A 14,180-nucleotide genomic window follows, 5' to 3' on the forward strand; every position below is an offset into this window, starting at 1 on the left:
TTTCAAATTACTGGGGAACCCTCTCCCTGTGGGAGAGGGTTGGGGTGAGGGCATCAAGCCGTACATTTTACAGCTTCGCGAACACCTTACGCGCGGCGTCGATGGTGTTATTGATATCTTCTTCGCTGTGCGCCACGGACATAAAGCCCGCTTCAAACGCTGACGGGGCCAGATACACGCCTTCTTCCAGCATCAGGTGGAAGAAGCGTTTGAAGCGTTCCACGTCGCATTTCACCACGTCCTGATAGCAGGTCACGGTTTTCGCATCGGTGAAGAAAATCCCGAACATCCCGCCGACGTGGTTTACCACCAGCGGAATACCCGCGTCTTCTGCGGCTTCCAGCAGGCCGTTTGCCAGCTGCGTCGTCCGGTCCGTCAGGGTTTCGTGGATACCCGGCTGCGCCACTTCGGTCAGACAGGCAAAGCCCGCCGCCATCGCAATCGGGTTACCGGAGAGCGTACCTGCCTGGTAAACAGGACCGGTTGGCGCCAGCGCGTCCATCACGTCCTTACGGCCGCCAAACGCGCCGACAGGCATGCCGCCGCCAATGATTTTGCCGAGGCAGGTCAGATCCGGCTCTACGCCGTAGTATGACTGTGCTCCCGCCAGCGCGACGCGGAAACCGGTCATCACTTCGTCGATGATCAGCAACGCGCCGAACTCATCGCACAGTGCGCGCAGGCCCGGCAGGAAATCCGGCTGCGGTGGAATACAGTTCATGTTGCCCGCCACCGGTTCAACGATGATGCAGGCGATCTCCTGCGGATACTGCTCGAACGCGGCGCGAACGGTGTTCAGATCGTTATAGGTGCAGGTCAGCGTGTGTTTCGCGAAATCAGCCGGCACCCCCGGGGAGTTCGGTTGACCGAGCGTCAGCGCGCCGGAACCGGCTTTTACCAGCAGGCAGTCGGCGTGGCCGTGATAACAACCTTCGAACTTGATGATCTTGTCACGACCGGTAAAACCGCGCGCCAGACGGATAGCGCTCATGGTCGCTTCGGTACCGGAGTTCACCATACGCACCATGTCCATCGTTGGCACCAGCTCGGTGACCAGCTCCGCCATTTTGACTTCCATCTCGGTTGGCGCGCCGAAGCTCAGGCCGCGCTGAGCGGCTTCAATCACCGCGTTGCGGATCGCCGGGTGGTTGTGCCCCAGTACCATCGGGCCCCAGGAGCCGACGTAATCGACATAGGCTTTACCATCCACATCATACAGATATGCCCCATCCGCACGTTCGATAAACAGCGGGGTGCCACCCACGCCGGTAAAGGCGCGCACGGGTGAGTTCACGCCGCCTGGGATTAGCTCGCGGGCTGCGCTGTAGAGGTTTTCAGACTTGCTCATGGCGTCGTTCCTGGTTCGTAGAAATAAGTTAAGGCAACTATTCTAAGTGATTCGGAAGAGGTTATAAAATTTTTGCCCCTCAGAAGGCTTAACAATTGTTAAGTATTTTTCAGGGGACGAGGGGATTGTCTCTGGTAGAATCCCTGCGGCCTTTTGTATGACGAAACAGAACAGGTAATGAACGAGAACACACCTTCTTTTGAACAACAACAGTTTACGCGCGCGAAGCACCGGGTCAGTATCCGGCGGCTGCTCAACCGTGACAAAACACCGTTAGCCATTCTGCTGGCAGCCGCCGTGGTCGGTACGCTGGCCGGGCTGGTGGGGGTCGCATTCGAGAAAGCGGTCAACGCGGTGCTCAACTGGCGCATAGGTACTGTCGCCAGCTTTGCCGATCGGGAATGGCTGGTCTGGGTGTGGGCCTTTGGCCTTTCGGCGCTGTTTGCCATGGTGGGGTATTTTCTGGTGCGTAAATTCGCACCTGAAGCAGGTGGCTCGGGGATCCCTGAAATTGAGGGGGCGCTGGAGGAGCTACGCCCGGTTCGCTGGTGGCGGGTGCTTCCTGTGAAATTTATCGGCGGGATGGGAACCCTCGGGGCGGGCATGGTGCTCGGTCGGGAAGGGCCAACGGTACAGCTGGGCGGTAACGTCGGGCGCATGGTCGGCGATCTGTTCCGTATGCGCAGCGCCGAAGCACGGCATACACTGCTGGCGACGGGGGCCGCAGCGGGGCTGTCTGCGGCGTTTAACGCGCCGCTGGCGGGTATCCTGTTTATCATTGAAGAGATGCGCGCCCAGTTCCGCTACAACCTGATCTCCATTAAAGCGGTGTTTACCGGCGTGATTATGTCTAGCATTGTCTTTCGCGTCTTTAACGGCGAAGGGGCGGTGATTGAAGTTGGCAAGCTGACCAATGCGCCGGTCAATACCCTGTGGCTGTATCTGGTTCTTGGGATGATTTTTGGCGTCGTCGGCCCGCTTTTTAACACCCTGATTTTACGGGCGCAGGATATGTTTCAGCGCATCCATGGCGGAAATACCACGAAATGGGTGCTGGTGGGAGGCCTGCTTGGCGGCGTGTGCGGGATCCTCGGCTTTATCGAACCTAATGCGGCGGGCGGCGGTTTCGGCCTGATTCCCATTGCCGCGGCGGGGAATTTCAGCGTAGGCCTGCTGCTGTTTATGTTTATTTCACGCGTCATTACCACGGTATTGTGCTTCTCCTCCGGCGCACCGGGTGGCATTTTCGCTCCGATGCTGGCACTGGGGACGCTGCTGGGTACGGCGTTCGGGATGGCGGCGGCGGCAGGGTTCCCGGCCTACCATCTGGATGCGGGGACGTTTGCGGTTGCGGGAATGGGGGCGCTGCTGGCGGCCTCCCTGCGCGCGCCGCTGACCGGGATCGTACTGGTGCTGGAAATGACCGACAATTACCAGCTCATTTTGCCAATGATCATTACCTGTCTCGGCGCGACACTATTAGCCCAATTCCTGGGTGGAAAACCGCTATACTCCACCATTCTTGCCCGTACCCTGGCGAAACAGGAAGCTGAACAGGCCCTGAAGCAGAATACTTGAATGAATTACCAGGGTATTAGATAATGACAAAAAGAATTGGGTGATTTTTGCCCAATAGCAGTCGCAGTATTCATGGGAGCATAAGATGAGTGATGACGTAGCGTTGCCGCTGGAATTTACCGAAGCAGCAGCGAAAAAAGTGAAAACCCTGATTGCCGACGAGGACAATCCGGATCTGAAACTGCGTGTTTATATTACCGGCGGCGGCTGTAGTGGCTTCCAGTATGGTTTTACCTTTGACGACCAGGTTAACGATGGTGATATGACTATCGAGAAACAGGGCGTCGCGCTGGTGGTTGACCCGATGAGCCTGCAATATCTGGTGGGCGGTTCAGTGGACTACACTGAAGGTCTGGAAGGTTCGCGCTTTGTGGTGACTAACCCGAATGCGACCAGCACCTGCGGGTGTGGTTCTTCGTTCAGTATTTAAGCCTGAACGCAGATTGTAGGCCCGGTAAGCGAAGCGCTACCGGGCTTATAAACGACGCCTATCTTGAATTTTCATCCAGCGCAAACGTCGGCAGCTTCAGGTGCCAGCGTATCGCCGCTAAACGGATCACCAGCGTTACCACCATCCCCAGCATCGCCGCATTCTCCAGCGGGACAGCAAAGGTGTAATACGCCGTGGCGTGAACAATCCCCCCGATGATACAGGCCGTCGCGTAGATTTCCGTTCGCAGGATCATCGGGACTTCTCGCGCCAGTATGTCGCGAATAATCCCTCCGCCCACGCCGGTTAACACGCCCATACAGATCGCCACCAGCGGGCCAGTCCCGGCAATAAAGGCTTTATTCACGCCTATCCCCACAAAGACCGCCAGACCGACGGCATCCAGCACCGGCAATATCCATTTTGGCAGTCTGCGAGGCTGACGAACCAGCACGATGGTTAACAGGCAGGTGACCATCGCCACCACCAGATCCGTGGGATCTTTTACCCAAAATACCGGGCCATTTGCCAGCGCCATATCGCGGATCGTTCCGCCTCCCACCGCCGTAACGACGCCGAGTACCAGTACGCCAAAAGGGTCCATGCGTAGTTTTCCGGCAAGCAAAACGCCGGAGATAGCAAAAACGGCTGTGCCAAGAATATCCAGCCAATACACGAGCATCGTTAAATCCTCGAAGGGGGTATTTATCTGTTTGAGTGACTCTCTGCCAGTTCGGCGCAGAGTTGTTTTGCGGCGAGGATAATACGCGGGCTGGCGCGTTCAAACCAGTCGCTGTTGAGTGCGATAACCGGAATTTTAAGCTGCCGATGCCAGAATTGTTCTATTTTAGGAATCTCGCTCGCATTTCCGACCACCACAATGGCCTGCGGTTGTCGCGCAAGAACCTGCTCACGACTGACCTGGGGCCAGGGAACCCGGCTTTCGGCAAAGATATTTTCACCTCCACAGGTTTCAAGCACCTGGTTCTGGATCGAACCTTTCCCGGTAGTGAACAGCGGCTGGCTGCCAAATTGCAGAAAAACGCGTTGTTTCGGTTGCGTGCCGTATCGGGCTTTTAGCGCGGCATAGTCGTTGAGCATCTGCTGTGCAGCCTGCCCGGCGCGTTGGGGGGTAGGGCTGAAAGGCGCGAGGTCACGGAGGGTTTGCGCCACCTGTTCGATGCTCACCGCGTCCACCCATTTTACCGTTATTCCCAGCGAAGAGAGCTGGTTCACCTGCCGTTCGGCATTACCGCCGCGCCAGGCGAGGACCAGATCGGGCTTCAGCGCCACGATGCGTTCCAGGTTCATTCCCTGCCAGGTGGCAACCTGTTCGATATGGGCGGCCTGCGGTGGATAATCGGAAAAGCTGCTCACCGCAACGGGCGTGATCCCGGCGGCAAACGCCAGTTCCGTATTGGCAGGGGAGAGAGTGATCACCCGCGGCGCGGCGATGAGCCAGGCCGGAGCGAGCAGAAGCAGGGCGACCAGCGCCCTGAATGACACCTTACCCACGCGCCAGTTTCTGCACCAGGGTTTCCACCATCACGGTGGACTGTTTGGCCGCAACGGCCAGGAATTCGTCGAAGCTGATGTGGGACTGCTGGTCCGCCACGTCAGAGATCGCGCGAACGACCACGAACGGCACGCTGAAGTTATGGCATACGTGCGCGATGGCCGTGGCTTCCATCTCAACGGCCACAGCCTGCGGGAAGTTATGACGGATTTTCGCCAGACCGACAGAGCCGTTGATAAAGGCATCGCCGCTGACGATCAGGCCACGTACCGCATTGAGGTTCAGCTCGTTAATGCAGCTTTCAGCGGCGGCAATCAGCTTATCATCCGCTTTAAACCCGGCCGGGCAGCCCGGAAGCTGACCATATTCGTAGCCGAATGCGGTGACATCTGCATCGTGATAACGCGCTTCGTCGGAAACCACGATATCGCCCACTTTCAGCGTTGGCGCCAGACCGCCCGCAGAACCCGTATTAATGATAACGTCAGGCTTGCAGCGCTCAAGCAGCAGGGTCGCGCCCAGTGCCGCTGCAACTTTACCGATGCCTGATTTCAGCAGAGCCACGTCAACACCGTTCAGCTGGCCGGTGTAGATCTCACAGCCACCGAGGGAGAGGGTCTGACGGTTCTCAATTTTGTCACGCAGCAGCGTAACTTCTTCTTCCATTGCACCAATAATGCCGATTTTCATAGATTTACTCGCGATGTGCCTTGTTAAGATGCATAGTCTATCATGCGGTTAAGGGGAAACGCATTCTCACGCGGGGGAGCACATGGCACCAATCGATTTTCGCACCAAAATTAACTGGCACCGACGTTTCCGTTCGCCACAGGGCGAAAAGAGCGAACATGAGATCCTGAGCATTTTCGAAAGCGATCGCGGACGCATCATCAACTCGCCCGCCATCCGTCGGTTACAGCAAAAAACCCAGGTGTTCCCGCTGGAGCGTAACGCCGCGGTGCGTACGCGGTTAACGCACTCCATGGAAGTGCAGCAGGTGGGGCGCTACATTGCGAAAGAGATCCTCAGCCGCCTTAAAGAGCAACGTCTGCTGGAAACCTACGGACTGGATGAACTGACCGGGCCGTTCGAAAGCATCGTTGAGATGGCCTGCCTGATGCACGATATCGGCAATCCTCCCTTTGGTCATTTCGGCGAGGCCGCCATCAATGACTGGTTTAAACAGCGGCTTTTTCCCTCTGACGCCATAAGCCAGCCGCTCAGCGATGACCGCTGTGTGGTACGCGATTTATGCCTGCGTGAAGGCGAAGATAGCCTGAACGATCTGCGCCGTAAGGTGCGCCAGGATCTGTGTCATTTCGAAGGTAACGCGCAGGGGATCCGTCTGGTGCACTCCCTGATGCGGATGAATCTGACCTGGGCCCAGGTGGGCTGTATTCTTAAATACACGCGTCCCGCATGGTGGACCGGAGAAACGCCCGCCACGCATAGCTACCTGATGAAAAAACCGGGCTATTACTTATCGGAAGAAGCATACATCGCGCGGTTGCGTAAAGAACTGTCTCTGACCCCTAATGGCCGTTTTCCATTGACATGGATTATGGAAGCGGCTGATGACATTTCTTATTGCGTGGCCGATCTGGAAGACGCGGTGGAAAAAAGAATATTCAGCGTCGAGGAGCTGTATCAGCATCTTCATGATGCCTGGGGAGAGCATGAAAAAGGTTCTCTGTTTGCGCAGGTCGTCGAGAATGCCTGGGATAAATCGCGTTCAAATTCGCTGAGCCGCAGTACCGAAGATCAGTTCTTTATGTATTTGCGGGTGAACACGCTGAATAAACTGGTGCCGTATGCGGCCGCCCGTTTCATTGATAATTTGCCGATGATATTTAGCGGGGAATTTAATCACGCCCTGCTGGAAGATGAGAGCAGTTTTAGTCAGCTTCTTGAATTATATAAAAACGTGGCTGTTCGCCATGTTTTCAGCCACCCGGATGTCGAGCAGCTGGAGCTGCAAGGATACCGGGTTATCAGCGGGTTGCTGGAGATTTATGGCCCGCTGCTCCAGCTGACGGTCGATGAGTTCAGTGAGCTGGCAGATAATGAACGTGTTCGCCGCCTGCCGATTGAATCTCGTCTCTATCAGAAGCTTTCAACCCGCCACCGGCTGGCATACATTGAGGCCGTCAGTAAAATAGATCGCCATTCTTCCCAATGGCCAGTCATGGAATATTATTATCGCTGTCGCCTTATCCAGGACTATATCAGCGGGATGACAGATTTGTATGCCTGGGATGAATACCGCAAGCTTATGGCCGTTGAATAAGCCATGAGTTTTGTAAAGACGACCAATAAATTTTTACTTTTTCCATAAACTTAATCCCGGAACTAAGCGGTATAAAACGAATCTGAGTTACACAGCAATTTTGCGTTATCTGGTAAATCGAGATTGAGAAACATGAAAAAAACCACATTAGCAATGAGTGCACTGGCTCTGAGTTTAGGTTTAGCGCTGTCCCCTCTGGCGATGGCGGCCGAGACAGCTTCCTCGGCAGCGACTGCGCAGCAGATGCCAAGCCTGGCCCCGATGCTCGAAAAAGTGATGCCATCGGTGGTGAGTATTAACGTTGAGGGCAGCACGACCGTCAATACGCCGCGTATGCCGCGTAATTTCCAGCAGTTCTTCGGCGACAATTCGCCATTCTGCCAGGACGGTTCGCCATTCCAGAGTTCTCCGTTCTGTCAGGGTGGCGGCGCAGGGGATGACGGTCAGGGCGGCGGCCAGCAGCAGAAATTCATGGCACTCGGCTCGGGCGTTATTATTGATGCAGCGAAAGGCTACGTGGTGACCAATAACCACGTGGTAGATAATGCTAACACCATTAAGGTGCAGATGAGCGATGGCCGTAAATTCGATGCCAAAGTGGTCGGTAAAGACCCGCGCTCTGATATCGCGCTGATTCAAATCCAGGATCCGAAGAACCTGACGGCGATTAAGCTTGCCGACTCTGACGCGCTGCGCGTGGGTGACTACACCGTCGCCATCGGTAACCCGTTTGGTCTGGGTGAAACCGTGACCTCGGGTATCGTCTCTGCGCTGGGACGTAGCGGCCTGAACGCGGAAAACTATGAAAACTTCATCCAGACGGATGCGGCCATTAACCGCGGTAACTCCGGCGGTGCGCTGGTTAACCTGAACGGTGAGCTGATCGGTATCAACACCGCTATCCTGGCACCGGACGGTGGCAACATCGGTATCGGCTTTGCTATCCCGAGCAACATGGTGAAAAACCTGACTGCGCAGATGGTGCAATATGGACAGGTGAAACGCGGTGAGCTGGGGATCATGGGTACCGAACTGAACTCCGAGCTGGCGAAAGCGATGAAAGTGGACGCTCAGCGCGGCGCATTCGTAAGCCAGGTCATGCCGAACTCCTCGGCGGCGAAAGCCGGCATTAAAGCGGGTGACGTGATCACCTCCCTGAACGGTAAGCCGATCAGCAGTTTTGCCGCCCTGCGTGCGGAAGTGGGTTCTATGCCAATCGGCAGTAAAGTGACCCTCGGACTGCTGCGTGAAGGTAAGCCGGTTAACGTGAGCCTGGAACTGCAACAGAGCAGTCAGAATCAGGTGGATTCCAGCACCATCTTCAGCGGTATTGAAGGTGCTGAAATGAGCAACAAAGGGGCAGATAAAGGCGTGGTGGTGAACAACGTGAAAGCGAACTCACCTGCTGCCCGTATCGGCCTGAAGAAAGGTGATGTGATCATGGGCGCTAACCAGCAGCCGGTGAAAAACATCGCTGAACTGCGCAAAATTCTCGACAGCAAGCCTTCCGTGCTGGCACTGAATATTCAGCGTGGTGATACCTCTATTTATCTCCTGATGCAGTAATCTTCTTAAGCCCCTGTTCGCAGGGGCTTTCTCTTTTCTGTGACCTTTCCCACAACTCCATACATCTCTCTCTGCCTTTGGGCATCTGCACAATGCAGCCTTACCTGAACTTCCCTATGCTTGAGCTCTGCTCACGGGAGGGTTATATGGCTGGCTGGCATCTTGATACCAAAATGGCGCAGGATATCGTGGCGCGAACCATGCGCATCATCGATACCAATATCAACGTAATGGATGCCCGTGGGCGCATTATCGGCAGTGGCGATCGTGAGCGTATTGGGGAATTGCACGAAGGGGCGTTGCTGGTGCTCTCTCAGGGGCGCGTGGTCGACATCGATGACGCCGTGGCGAAACATCTCCACGGGGTCCGTCAGGGGATCAACCTGCCGCTGCGTCTGGAAGGAGAAATTGTTGGCGTTATCGGTCTGACCGGCGATCCTGAATCGCTGCGTAAATACGGCGAGCTGGTCTGCATGACGGCGGAGATGATGCTGGAGCAGTCGCGTCTGATGCATCTGCTCGCCCAGGACAGCCGCTTGCGTGAAGAGCTGGTGATGAATTTGATTCAGGCGGAGGAGCACACGCCTGCCCTGAGCGAATGGGCGCAGCGTCTGGGTATCGACCTGAATCAGCCGCGCGTAGTCGCCGTTATTGAGGTGGATAGCGGCCAGCTTGGTGTGGACAGCGCCATGGTGGAGCTACAGCAGCTGCAAAACATGCTGGCGACGCCGGAGCGTAACAACCTGGTGGCGATTGTCTCTTTGACGGAAATGGTGGTGCTCAAGCCTGCGCTTAATCAGTTTGGTCGCTGGGACGCGGAAGATCATCGTCGCCGCGTTGAGCTGCTCATCGAGCGCATGAAGGAGAACGGACAGCTCCGTTTTCGCGTCGCGCTGGGAAATTATTTTACCGGGCCGGGAAGTATTGCCCGTTCATGGCGAACGGCGCGCACCACCATGATGGTGGGTAAACAGCGCATGCCGGAGAGCCGCAGTTATTTCTATCAGGATCTGATGCTGCCAGTCCTGCTCGACAGCCTGCGCGGTGGCTGGCAGGCCAACGAGCTGGCGCGTCCGCTTGTGCGTCTGAAAGCGATGGACAACAACGGGCTGCTGCGCCGCACGTTGCAGGCATGGTTCAGGCATAACGTGCAGCCGCTGGCAACGTCAAAAGCGCTGTTTATTCACCGTAATACGCTGGAGTATCGGCTAAACCGGATCTCGGAACTGACGGGGCTGGATTTAGGGAACTTTGACGACCGGCTACTGCTGTATGTGGCGTTGCAGCTGGATGAACAGAGATGATGCTGTTTGCCGGGTGGCGGCTTCGCCTTACCCGGCCTACATGCGTTCGTAGGCCCGGTAAGCGAAGCGCCACCGGGCAATAAAACGGCTCATTTGTTACGCGTCAATTTCTCAAGATCCGCTTCAATCTCGCTGATCTTATTGGTGACTACGCTTTCCAGGTGACGCAGGTCGTCAAGGATCTTACGTTTCAGATCGACTTCGCTGCGATCGCGCTGGCAGATTTGATCGAGTTCGTCGATCACGTAGCGCAGGTTAGGGCTGATTTCCTGTACTTCTTTATATCCCTGACCGATACCGTCAGCGACAACGGTCTTACGCTGGCGAGGGTATTTAAACTTAACGCTTTTGGCGAAGAACTCTCCTTTGTCCTTGTGAAAATAGATTTTCAAAATATCGTTATTGGCTTCCTGGCGGAGACTATAACGATCAATTTCATCAGGATTGGTAATGCCCAGACTTTTCAGATTATCGTACATAGCGGTACCCTTGATCTCAACATAACCTATGAATAATTAACGAAAAAATCTATTTTCGCCACCTTCGGATATAAAAAAAGCGGGGTTGCCCCCGCTTTTTGTTATACCTGATTAATCGATGGTGCGCAGCAGTTCATTGATGCCTACTTTACCGCGCGTTTTCGCGTCCACTTTTTTCACGATGACCGCGCAATACAGGCTGTATTTGCCATCTTTAGACGGCAGGTTGCCGGAAACCACAACGGAACCGGCTGGAACGCGGCCGTAGTGAATTTCACCGGTTTCGCGATCGTAAATACGGGTGCTCTGGCCAATATAAACGCCCATGGAGATCACAGAACCTTCTTCGACGATCACGCCTTCCACCACTTCGGAACGTGCGCCGATGAAGCAGTTGTCTTCGATGATGGTTGGGTTAGCCTGAAGTGGCTCCAGAACGCCACCGATGCCCACACCGCCGGACAGGTGAACGTTTTTACCGATCTGCGCGCAGGAGCCGACGGTAGCCCAGGTGTCCACCATGGTGCCTTCGTCAACGTAGGCGCCGATGTTCACGTAGGATGGCATCAGCACGGTGTTGCGTGCGATGAAGGCACCCTGACGAACGGCCGCCGGTGGTACTACGCGGAAGCCCTCTTTCTGGAAGCGCGCTTCGTCGTAATCCGCAAATTTCATTGGCACTTTATCGAAGTAGCGGCTTTCTGCTCCGTCGATAACCTGGTTATCGTTGATGCGGAAAGAGAGCAGCACAGCTTTCTTCAGCCATTGATGAGTAACCCACTGACCGTCGATTTTTTCTGCCACGCGCAGCGCGCCGGAATCCAGCAGGGAAATAACCTGGTTTACCGCTTCACGGGTCACGGTATCCACATTTGCCGGAGTGATGTCGGCGCGACGCTCAAAAGCGGACTCAATAACGTTCTGTAACTGCTGCATTGTTTACTCTTTCCATTTCACTAAAAAACACGTCACCCTTTATCGTTTGGATTGAGGGCTGCTGTCAACCGTTGTTGCACTTCAAGTTGCAGGTCATTATTAAGGGCACGCCGGTCGGCCGTCGCGATTATAAATAAATCTTCTACTCGTTCGCCAATGGTTGTAATTCGGGCGCCATGAAGCGAAATTCCCAGATCGGCAAAAACCTGACCGACGCGGGCGAGCAGCCCTGGCTGGTCGAGCGCAATCAGCTCAAGGAAGGATTTACGGTCGGTATGGGTCGGCAGGAAATTGACCTCGGTATCGACGGTAAAGTGGCGCAGTTTTGCCGCCTGACGACGCGGCTGCGGAGGTTGCCAGCTGCGCTGCGTAATCGCCTGCTCGAGGCCAAAGCGTATCCCCTCATGCCTGTCCGACGACAGCGGGCTGCCGTCCGGCTCCAGCACAATAAAGGTGTCCATCGCCATGCCGTCGCGGGTGGTAAAAATCTGCGCGTCGTGAACGCTCAGGTTACGCCTGTCCAGCTCGGCACAGACCGCTGCAAACAAATAAGGCCGGTCCGGGCTCCAGATAAAGATCTCCGTCCCGCCGCGCGTGGCCTGTGGGCTGAGCAGAATCATCGGTTTTGTCAGGTCGTGCTTCAGCAGATGCCGGGCGTGCCAGGCAAGCTGGTTTGGGCTGTGGCGCACAAAGTAGTTGGCGCGACAGCGCGCCCAAATCTGATGCAGCGCCTCTTCGTTGATGTTATCCATGCGCAGCAGAGCCAGCGCCTGCAACTGATGGTGGCGCACACGCTCGCGCATGTCGGGGGTGTTCTGCATCCCGCGACGCAGCTGTTTTTCGGTGGCGAAGTAGAGTTCGCGCAGCAGGCTCTGCTTCCAGCTGTTCCACAGGGTTTCGTTGGTGGCGCAGATATCGGCTACCGTCAGGCAGACCAGGTAGCGCAGGCGGTTCTCCGTTTGCACTTCCTCGGCGAACTGCTTGATCACTTCCGGATCCTGAATATCACGACGCTGAGCGGTAACTGACATCAGCAGATGATGGCGAACCAGCCAGGCGATAAGCTGCGTTTCACGCGAGTTCAGGCCGTGCAGCTCGGCAAATTTCAGCACGTCCTGGGCACCGAGCACGGAGTGGTCGCCGCCGCGACCTTTGGCGATATCATGGAACAGGGCGGCGATCAGGATCAGCTCCGGGTGCGCCAGACGTGGCCACAGATCAACGCACAGCGGATGGCGGGAGCGCGTCTCTTCTTTAGCGAAGCTTTCCAGCTTCAGCATGACGCGGATCGTGTGCTCATCTACCGTATAGGCGTGAAACAGGTCGAACTGCATCTGCCCGACAATATGCGACCACTGGGGCATATAGGCCCACAATACGCTGTGACGGTGCATCGGCAGCAGACCGCGGCTGACGGCGCCCGGATGACGAAGCATGCTCAGGAACAGCGAGCGCGCCTCCGGGATGTAACACAGCGGCTGCTTCAGATGACGTCGTGCATGGCGCAGATGACGCAGGGTGGTAGAGTAGATCCCGGTGATCGTGCTGTTGCGCACCATGGTGTAGAACATTCGCAGGATCGCTTCCGGTTCGCGAATGAACAACGTTTCGTCGCGCAGATCGATAAGCGTGCCGCGCAGCTGAAATTCGTCATCAATCGGACGCGGTTTTTCGTCTGCCGTCAGCGCGAGGATCGCCTCATCGAACAGCTGTAACAGCATCTGGTTTAGCTCAGAGACGCGGCGGGTGACGCGGAAGAAATCCTTCATCATTTGCTCGACCGGCTCGTTGCCCTCGCCCTGGTAATTCAGGCGCTGCGCCACGCTGAGCTGTCGGTCAAACAGCAGGCGGTTATCGTAGCGGGTGACTTCCAGGTGCAGGGCAAAACGGATGCGCCACAGCAGATGCAGACACTCATTGAGTTCGTTACGTTCGGCTTCGGTCAGAAAACCAAACCCGACCATTTCGTCCAGCGATGTTGCCCCAAAATGGCGACGGGCGACCCATTGCAGCGTGTGGATATCGCGCAGGCCACCGGGGCTGCTTTTAATATCCGGTTCGAGATTATAGCTGGTACCGTGATAGCGCTGGTGGCGCTGGTTTTGTTCTTCGACTTTCGCGGCGAAGAATTTTTCCGAAGGCCAGAAGCCGTCGCTAAAGATGTGCTTTTGCAGTTCGAGGAACAGCGCCACGTCGCCAATCAGCAGGCGGGTTTCAATCAGGTTGGTGGCGACGGTCAGGTCAGATAACCCTTCCAGCAGACACTCTTCCAGCGTGCGTACGCTGTGGCCCACTTCCAGCTTTACGTCCCAGAGCAGGGTCAACAGTTCACCGATTTTCTGCGCCCGATCGTCCGGCAGTTTTTTACGGCTTAAGATCAGCAGGTCGATATCAGAGAGCGGATGCAGTTCACCCCGGCCATAGCCGCCGACCGCAACCAGCGCGACGTCGCTCACCTGTCCGAAACCGTAGTCGATCCACAGACGTTGCAGGAGCTGGTCGATAAATTCGGTGCGCGCTTCAATGAGCTGCTCGGCTGAAACGCCTGCGTCAAATGCGTTACCCAGCCAGCGATGGAAAACCTCCATGTGGGCTTTGATATGCGCGCAGGTCAGCTCATGTGGTGGCCAGACGCCCGGGTTATCAGGCTGGTCGGGGAGGGTGGGAAGTGCTGTGTTAGCATACTGTTCGGGTAAGAGATTACTCATCGTGCGCCACCCATAAGAAAAAGCTATC

At 56.0% G+C, this 14,180-nt stretch carries 12 protein-coding genes; 5 read left to right on the forward strand and 7 right to left on the reverse strand.

What is annotated here, in order from left to right:
• Positions 1 to 67: 67 nt before the first annotated feature.
• Complete coding sequence (gene hemL / locus RS584_RS04010) at positions 68 to 1,348, reverse strand: glutamate-1-semialdehyde 2,1-aminomutase (protein WP_015572714.1); 1,281 nt, start codon at positions 1,346 to 1,348, stop codon at positions 68 to 70.
• 177 nt (positions 1,349 to 1,525) lie between these two features.
• Here hemL and clcA point away from each other — a divergent pair, with 177 nt between their 5' ends.
• Positions 1,526 to 2,926: a H(+)/Cl(-) exchange transporter ClcA gene (gene clcA, locus RS584_RS04015; protein ID WP_017383743.1), complete on the forward strand. Its 1,401-nt coding sequence runs from the start codon at positions 1,526 to 1,528 to the stop codon at positions 2,924 to 2,926.
• A gap of 85 nt (positions 2,927 to 3,011) precedes the next feature.
• Positions 3,012 to 3,356, forward strand: a complete 345-nt coding sequence (erpA, locus tag RS584_RS04020) for an iron-sulfur cluster insertion protein ErpA (protein ID WP_003856230.1) — start codon at positions 3,012 to 3,014, stop codon at positions 3,354 to 3,356.
• Positions 3,357 to 3,414: 58 nt separating this feature from the next.
• Here the strand turns inward: erpA and RS584_RS04025 are convergent, their stop codons facing one another.
• From RS584_RS04025 to mtnN, 3 genes are read right to left on the reverse strand one after another with little or no spacing between them, the layout of a single operon-like run.
• Positions 3,415 to 4,038: a TRIC cation channel family protein gene (locus tag RS584_RS04025; protein WP_003856227.1), complete on the reverse strand. Its 624-nt coding sequence runs from the start codon at positions 4,036 to 4,038 to the stop codon at positions 3,415 to 3,417.
• A 23-nt stretch (positions 4,039 to 4,061) separates the two neighbouring features.
• Positions 4,062 to 4,871 carry a vitamin B12 ABC transporter substrate-binding protein BtuF gene (gene btuF / locus RS584_RS04030; RefSeq protein WP_017383741.1) on the reverse strand — a complete coding sequence of 270 codons (810 nt, stop codon included), beginning with the start codon at positions 4,869 to 4,871 and terminating at the stop codon, positions 4,062 to 4,064.
• Positions 4,864 to 5,562: a 5'-methylthioadenosine/S-adenosylhomocysteine nucleosidase gene (mtnN, locus tag RS584_RS04035; RefSeq protein ID WP_003856223.1), complete on the reverse strand. Its 699-nt coding sequence runs from the start codon at positions 5,560 to 5,562 to the stop codon at positions 4,864 to 4,866. The genes btuF and mtnN overlap by 8 nt, the downstream gene beginning before the upstream one ends.
• Before the next feature lie 82 nt (positions 5,563 to 5,644).
• Here mtnN and dgt point away from each other — a divergent pair, with 82 nt between their 5' ends.
• The 3 genes from dgt (at position 5,645) to RS584_RS04050 (ending at position 10,029) form a co-directional block, all read left to right on the forward strand.
• Positions 5,645 to 7,159: a dGTPase gene (gene dgt, locus RS584_RS04040; protein ID WP_315748980.1), complete on the forward strand. Its 1,515-nt coding sequence runs from the start codon at positions 5,645 to 5,647 to the stop codon at positions 7,157 to 7,159.
• 132 nt (positions 7,160 to 7,291) lie between these two features.
• The gene (degP, locus tag RS584_RS04045; RefSeq protein ID WP_015572718.1) at positions 7,292 to 8,725 is read left to right on the forward strand and encodes a serine endoprotease DegP; all 1,434 of its coding nucleotides are present in this window, start codon (positions 7,292 to 7,294) and stop codon (positions 8,723 to 8,725) included.
• A 146-nt stretch (positions 8,726 to 8,871) separates the two neighbouring features.
• Complete coding sequence (locus RS584_RS04050) at positions 8,872 to 10,029, forward strand: CdaR family transcriptional regulator (RefSeq protein WP_003856217.1); 1,158 nt, start codon at positions 8,872 to 8,874, stop codon at positions 10,027 to 10,029.
• An 89-nt stretch (positions 10,030 to 10,118) separates the two neighbouring features.
• Here the strand turns inward: RS584_RS04050 and RS584_RS04055 are convergent, their stop codons facing one another.
• The 3 genes from RS584_RS04055 to glnD all read right to left on the reverse strand — a co-directional run bounded on the left by RS584_RS04055 (position 10,119) and on the right by glnD (position 14,152).
• A complete protein-coding gene (locus RS584_RS04055) occupies positions 10,119 to 10,508 on the reverse strand; it encodes a DUF3461 family protein (protein WP_015572719.1) in 390 nt (129 codons plus the stop codon).
• A 111-nt stretch (positions 10,509 to 10,619) separates the two neighbouring features.
• The gene (gene dapD / locus RS584_RS04060; RefSeq protein WP_003856214.1) at positions 10,620 to 11,444 is read right to left on the reverse strand and encodes a 2,3,4,5-tetrahydropyridine-2,6-dicarboxylate N-succinyltransferase; all 825 of its coding nucleotides are present in this window, start codon (positions 11,442 to 11,444) and stop codon (positions 10,620 to 10,622) included.
• A 32-nt stretch (positions 11,445 to 11,476) separates the two neighbouring features.
• Positions 11,477 to 14,152 carry a bifunctional uridylyltransferase/uridylyl-removing protein GlnD gene (gene glnD / locus RS584_RS04065; protein ID WP_032666890.1) on the reverse strand — a complete coding sequence of 892 codons (2,676 nt, stop codon included), beginning with the start codon at positions 14,150 to 14,152 and terminating at the stop codon, positions 11,477 to 11,479.
• Between the last annotated feature and the right edge of the window lie 28 nt (positions 14,153 to 14,180).

The sequence above is a fragment of the Enterobacter sp. DTU_2021_1002640_1_SI_PRY_ASU_LCPMC_013 genome (assembly GCF_032389435.1).
In the GTDB taxonomy this organism is placed as follows: Bacteria; Pseudomonadota; Gammaproteobacteria; order Enterobacterales; family Enterobacteriaceae; genus Enterobacter; species Enterobacter hormaechei_C.